This window comes from Anabaena sp. UHCC 0399 (assembly GCF_034931465.1).
Lineage (GTDB): Bacteria > Cyanobacteriota > Cyanobacteriia > Cyanobacteriales > Nostocaceae > Trichormus > Trichormus minutissimus.
In genome coordinates this window covers 21,162-27,634 of the sequence record NZ_JAYGGZ010000071.1, presented here as the reverse complement: position 1 = coordinate 27,634, position 6,473 = coordinate 21,162, and the positions used below count along the sequence as shown (strand labels likewise).

Genomic DNA, 6,473 nt, shown 5'->3' with positions numbered 1-6,473 from the left:
TGAGTCAGGAGGTTTTTAGCCTGACAATTTGGGCAGAGGAGGAGCGTTGCCGCATCAAGAGGCAGTCGCATCATCGTATCATTGTTAATCTTTCTAGTTGATTGTAAAGGAGCTTGAACAGTATTTGTAGTAGTCGTACTTAGTAATTCTAACCACTGCTGTATTGTTTGGGGACGCATAGTGGTTTCTAAAGCCATACCTTGCCAAATTGCCTGATTCACTCTGTCACTAATGCGGCGATTGATCTCTTTGGGTTGTTTGAAAGGTACTTTCAAAGCTCTAATAGGAGATGCAACAGGGTAAGTTTTAGTCACAAGATAATATAAAGTCGCAGCTAGGGCATAAACATCAGTGTATTCACCCCACCGGCCTTCTTGATGATATTGTTCTGGTGGCGCAAATCCAGGGGTAAATCCCATAGTCAACTGCTGAGTAAAATCTGGAATAAAACCCCGCGCTAAACCAAAGTCAATCAGAACTGCTTCAGAGTTGGCAGCACGCACCATAATATTAGATGGCTTGATGTCGCGATGTAGCAATCCTTTTTCATGAACAAATGTCAACGCCTCACCAATCTGCCAAATATAATGCAAAGCCTTAGATTCAGAGAGAACATCCTTTTTAAGAACTAGCTTCTCAAGGTCTTCCCCCTCAATGTAATCCATGACTATGCACGTTAGTTGTTCTTGTTTGAAAACATTATCAATCCTTACAATATTGGCGTGGCGGCATACACCCAGCTGTACGGCTTCTTGGAAGAATTTTTCCTGATACCAATTGACATTGGGATGCGATATTATTTCGTCCTTTAAGGTTTTGATGACAACTCGATTTCCTTTCTTGTCTTTAGCAAGATAGGTGATGCCTAATCCTCCTTTACCTAGTTCTTTTTCAATAATGTAGCGATCACCATGCAACTTCTGTCCAGATACCCATGCCATCACATAAACTCCAGATATGCTTATCTCAAGTTTAATTAAAAAATATACATAAGTAGGTCGATGTAAATAATTATTGTTGGGATAAAGCAGGTTTTGCTATCTAGCATTAAATGGATTTTACTTCAGAACGAGGATAAGCTTTGTGTGCTTCTGCATAAATCTCCAATGCTACAGCCATTTATTGCTCCGCAATTTCCCCTTGTGCTTGAAACCAAGCAAAGGTTTCAGGATCTATTTGAAATGCGACTTTTACAGGTGATTTAGGCATTCGCAATTGTGGTTTAGTGAAAAATTCATCTGACAATGGTGGAATATCTGAAGTATCCATGTATTCGTCACTCATCGCATCGATTCTACTCCAATCTGTTTTTGAGGTATTGTTCATAGCGTTTTCGTTCATGAGATAGTGTAGTTAAAAATCTTCATCATCGACGAAAAATTCCGCGTCTTCTTCCAAACGGGATTTACCCGAACCGGCAAGACTCCAGAGGGGTTGTAGAATCGCTACACCAACCAATCCCACACCAGCACTAAACGCCAGCACTATACCGACTGGAATTTTAATTGATTGGAATGTTAAGAATTTTAACGATACTGGCTCGAAATTTTGGACGGAAATAATCGCGATCGCTACTACCCAAATCGCTACAATTAAAGATATCAACAAATTAGCAAAGCTTTTCATAAAAAATATAACCATAGATAGATGCAGATGTACACTAAATATCTAAGTGTGCATCTGCGGTCTAAAGTTCTATGCTAACTTAGCGATCGCACTTTCCATTTCTTGGGCGAGTTGGCTAAGTTTCTCAGGGGAGTTGGTTTCTAGATAAACGCGTACCAGTGGTTCAGTACCGGAAGGACGCAGTAACACCCAGCTACCTTCTTCTAGATACAGCTTAATCCCATCCTTGCGTCCGACTTCTTTGACTTTAATCCCAGCTACCTCGGAAGGAGGATTTTTAGTAAAGGAGTCAATGACGGCGACTTTGTGGGCTTCTGTTAAGTGTAAGTCCAGGCGGTTGTTGTAAAGTGGCCCATCAGCTTCTGCGATCGCCTCTTTCACCAATTGACTCAGGGGTTTACCTTCGTAGGCGATCGCCTCAGCAATCAGCATATCAGCTAAAATGCCGTCTTTTTCGGGAATATGTCCAATAATACTTAAACCGCCAGATTCTTCACCCCCAATCAGGACGGCAGTTTCCCGCATTTTTTCACCAATGTATTTAAATCCTACGGCTGTTTCATAAAGGGGTAAGCCGTGTTTTGCCGCAAAGTTATCTAATAGGTGTGTTGTCGCCACTGTGCGGACGATCGCACCGCTTTTACCTTTATTTTTGATTAAATGTCTAGCTAAAACTAATAGCACAGTGTTAGGGGTGAGGACTTCGCCTTGTTCATCCACAATCCCAAAGCGATCGCTATCGCCATCTGTCGCCAAACCCAAATCTGCATGATCTCGACGAACGGCTTCGACTAATTCAACTAGCTGTTCTCCCTTGGGTTCTGGCATTCCACCGCCAAACAGAACATCACGCCAATCGTGGAAACTTTCTAATTGTGTGCCACTTTGTTGCAAGATTTCATCTAAATAGCCACGGGATGTAGAATATAACGCATCATACTTGACTTTTAGCTGTGCGCTCTTAATTCGTTCCACATCCAGCAATGTATAGATAAATTGGAGATAGTCTGGCTTGGGATCGAAAATAGAAATAGAACCTGATGGGTTGTCACCGGGTAACTCATCCGATGAACTTTCTATATTTGCCACAATAGTATCAGTAATTTCTGGAGTGGCAGGGCCAGCATAGTCAGGGATATATTTAATCCCACAGTAAGGTGCTGGATTATGACTAGCCGTAAACATCAATGCCCCAGCCGAATTCAGGTGACGGGCGTTATAGGCAATTACTGGTGTGGGGCAATCCCGATCAGTGATTTTGACATTCCATCCTAAGTCAGCTAAGACTTGGGCAGATGTCTGGGCAAATTGGTCAGCTAAAAAGCGCGTATCGTAAGCAATCAGAACTGGTCTATCTTTTGTGTAGGCTGTTTCCAAATAACTGGCGATCGCTCTTGTTACCTTCCGTACATTGGGAAAAGTGAAATCATCGGCGATAATACCTCGCCATCCATCAGTGCCAAATACTATCTTGCTAGAATTGCTACCACTCATGTTTGCCACTTTCTCCCATATTTTGTGAACTCTATTAGGAAGCTTCCCGCAAAGCGTGCGTAGCTGCAAGCGTCTTCCACCGTATTATTTCTCACTGCTATTGAGCAATGTCAACCCCCGAACGACTTTTTGTTAGTTATCACCTCTGGTCTTTAGTTGCCCCAGCTATAGGGCAAGAACGTTGGCACTGCCAGATGAGACGGGGGTTTATCAAAGCGCGTCAAAATGAACCACAGGTTAAAGCACTATTAGCAAATGCTACTCCACCTCAGCGCATTGGGTTACTAGCGCAAAAAGGTGTTTATGAGTTTCATCATAATCGACATCTGTTGACGCGATCAGATGGAGTAGAGCAAGTTGCACAATTATTAAAATTAAATAACTCGGCCGTCCAAGTGCAACAGCGAGTGCTAGAAATTCTGAAAAAATATTATGAAGCACCGTTACTTTTAGGGAAACGGATTCTCCAACTAACTCGCGGTGACGAAGGTTTTCCCAAACCAATTTTCATTGAACAAGAAAATTATCGCTTCCGTTTATATGCAGCAATGGACTGCGTTTTTATTGAATCAGATGCTCAAACTTTACATATTGTAGATTTTAAAACTGGTAAGTCTCATTTTGATAAAAGACAAGCATTAGTTTATTTATTAGCTGCTAGTTATCTTTATCCTGGTAGGGAAGCTGTCGCCTCATTTTATAATCTAGAACTTCGTCAAGCATCAGAACTAATTCAACTTAAAAATAATGAATTAGAATCTTTAAAAATTGAGTTAGTCAAAATTGCCCAAAAACATCAATTAGACATCCAAAAATACCAGGAATCTGTTCAGAGTTTCAGCGAAATATTTCCCCCAAATCCAGGAAATCACTGCCGCTTTTGTCCCTTTCAATCTATTTGTGATTTTGCAATTCAACCATCACACATTACAGGGGAATTAAAAATAGCATACGGAAAAACCAAAACCGTACAACATCCTAAATTGAAAACTTGATCAAGAAGTAGTATTGTAAATGTAAAATATCCCTACATTTAGCCTATCAAAGTGCGGGGATATTTTACTAAGGGAATACTTGATATATAAGACTCATATTTGATTTTTGAATAGATACCTCGTAGGGTGTGTTAGCAACAGCGTAACGCACCCCCCAAAGCTTTCGGTGCGTTACGGCTTACGCCTCCTAACACACCCTACATATACTGAGATTTTTCGAGAAATCAAACCTGATTCTTGTATCAAGTATTCCTGTTGCTCTGATGACAGTTATCTGAAATTTACGTTATCGCTCATTAGATTTATCAATGTCTAATTCCTCACGACGAAGAGTATCTTGAGCTTCAACGTTGTCCTGTTCAACTACTTTCTTAACTTTCACTTCCTCTCGCAAAACTGCTTCCTTGTGAATATCAGGGTTTTCTTCATAAATACCCATGCGAGTAACTTCGCCTTCACGGAAGTCAGGTTCAGCAGAAGATACAGTTCTAGCACCCCCTTCAGGAGTAGTGCGTTCAATCACTACACGTTCTTTTCCAACTGGTACAGAAACTCTTGCTGTTTCACTTGCTACGTGCTTACCAACAGATACTTCTCCTGTTTTGACACGAGATTTATTGGCCACTAAACGTTCTTCGTATAGTTTCAGGTTTTGGTGATCCTGCTCATTCATATCGTAAAGATTTGGCTCATGTTCATACCTATATGTATTACGATCATGAGCAACTGACGATTGGCGATCGCTAGATACTGGAGGAGCATTTACAGGTGTTGATGTTTCTAAAGGTGTTTGTGCTAATGGAGTACGATAAACTCCACGCACCCGTTCCTCATAGTTGTAATCAATCTGCTCCAAATCATTAAAATCTGGTAAATTTTCTACTTGCTCCTTCGTCAGTCCCTTAGCATATACACACCGATTATTGTAGTCAATTCTGGAACGCCCAATTGGTAACAATACTTGTCTACCAAAGAACCAAAAACCTGTATCGACTACTAAATAGCGGAAACGACCTGAATCGTCTAGTAAAATGTATTTGACAGTGCCAACTTTATCATTATTGATGTCCGAATAAACATCAAAATTTTTGATGTCATAGTTATCAAGATCAGCATCTTGATAGTTGGCAGCAAACTCTTCAAGTTTGTATAAAGCCATTTTTTATTCCTCCAAATGCTATACTTACAATGCTAAAAATTTATCTTTTTATGCCATATTCCTGAAGAGAGATTTAATAACGAATCGTTTCAAGTCGACTTTGAATGTTACTTAGACTCTAAACTATTTTTTAAGTTACTATCTAAGTTGTCTATTTCACAGAAAGCAAGTGAGCTGCTGACATTAACAGTCAGCTAGCTCTAAATATACTCTTAACCAAAAACTATGTACTGAACTAATGAATTTCGCATTTATTGAACGTTTTGGTCGTTAATAGGAGCGCGGACAATATACTGATTTACAGGTAAATTATCTGCAAGTGGTTCTATTTTATTTTGAGCGGCCAAAGTTTGATAAACTAAACCAGCAATTTCCCCTCTAGTTGCAGGTTTAGTGGGATTAAGAACATTGGAATTTGGATAGTTGACCACTATATTTTCCTTGGTGGCTGCTACTACGCTTCCAGTAGCATATTGTGGAATCTCATGAGCATCAGTGTAAGTTTTATTAAGAATCAATGATGCAGGATCTTTAAGATTCGCCGCCTGTTCCTCAGTTGTTGAAGGAGTCGCAACATTAGCTGGAGCAGCCTGAGCTTGTGGTATTAATAAAGGCTGCATCAAACTAGTAATTGCTAATGGTAAGAAAATAGGTCTTTTTGTGGCTCTGCGTGTGCTTTGTTGAGGAACTATCCTTTGTGGTGTAACCGTAGGTTCAGTAGCTGCTGATGTACCAGCAGTTAAATTTAAACCTTTATCTAAGGCAACTATAGCCTCAACCTTAGAAACGGGTTGATTGGGACGAAAATAACCGCCAGGCAAGCCCGACATAAATCCTTGTTGATAGGCTTCTTCAATGGGACGAACAGCCCAATAGTTAGCAGGAATATCTTTATATACAGCACCACTTTCGATCTGACGAATTGGTGGCTGATCAAAAGCTTTACGAATGATAGCGGCAAACTCATCCCGTTGCACTGGTTGTTCTGGTCGAAATGTACCATCAGGATACCCAACCACAATATTTCTTGCAGCCAAACCCCGAATAAATGGCTGCGCCCAGTAACCAGATTGAACGTCACTAAAGGTAGTTACAGGGGAAGGTTGGGCATAAGTTTCTAATGCACCAACTGCAAGCACTGTCAAATTTAGAGCTAGTAAAGATATACCTGCTGATGCTAACTCCATTAAGCGAGTCAT

The 6,473-nt window shown here is 40.5% G+C and carries 7 protein-coding genes; 1 reads left to right on the top strand and 6 read right to left on the bottom strand.

Annotation, left to right across the window (positions count from 1 at the left end):
* The 4 genes from VB693_RS26655 to VB693_RS26640 all read right to left on the bottom strand — a co-directional run.
* Window positions 1–941: serine/threonine-protein kinase (locus VB693_RS26655; protein WP_323268867.1), on the bottom strand; the 941-nt coding region annotated here is incomplete at its 3' end.
* 178 nt (window positions 942–1,119) lie between these two features.
* A complete protein-coding gene (locus tag VB693_RS26650) occupies window positions 1,120–1,326 on the bottom strand; it encodes a hypothetical protein (RefSeq protein ID WP_323268866.1) in 207 nt (68 codons plus the stop codon).
* A gap of 27 nt (window positions 1,327–1,353) precedes the next feature.
* Window positions 1,354–1,626 (bottom strand): DUF1049 domain-containing protein, encoded by a 273-nt coding sequence (locus VB693_RS26645; RefSeq protein ID WP_323268868.1) that lies wholly within the window; start codon window positions 1,624–1,626, stop codon window positions 1,354–1,356.
* Between the two features lie 69 nt (window positions 1,627–1,695).
* A complete protein-coding gene (locus VB693_RS26640) occupies window positions 1,696–3,120 on the bottom strand; it encodes a phosphoglucomutase/phosphomannomutase family protein (RefSeq protein ID WP_323268865.1) in 1,425 nt (474 codons plus the stop codon).
* A gap of 107 nt (window positions 3,121–3,227) precedes the next feature.
* Between VB693_RS26640 and VB693_RS26635 the strand changes: the two genes are divergently transcribed.
* A complete protein-coding gene (locus VB693_RS26635; protein ID WP_323268864.1) occupies window positions 3,228–4,115 on the top strand; it encodes a PD-(D/E)XK nuclease family protein in 888 nt (295 codons plus the stop codon).
* A gap of 286 nt (window positions 4,116–4,401) precedes the next feature.
* Here the strand turns inward: VB693_RS26635 and VB693_RS26630 are convergent, their stop codons facing one another.
* Window positions 4,402–5,274 carry a DUF2382 domain-containing protein gene (locus VB693_RS26630; RefSeq protein ID WP_323268863.1) on the bottom strand — a complete coding sequence of 291 codons (873 nt, stop codon included), beginning with the start codon at window positions 5,272–5,274 and terminating at the stop codon, window positions 4,402–4,404.
* Between the two features lie 251 nt (window positions 5,275–5,525).
* A complete protein-coding gene (locus tag VB693_RS26625) occupies window positions 5,526–6,473 on the bottom strand; it encodes an S-layer homology domain-containing protein (RefSeq protein ID WP_323268862.1) in 948 nt (315 codons plus the stop codon).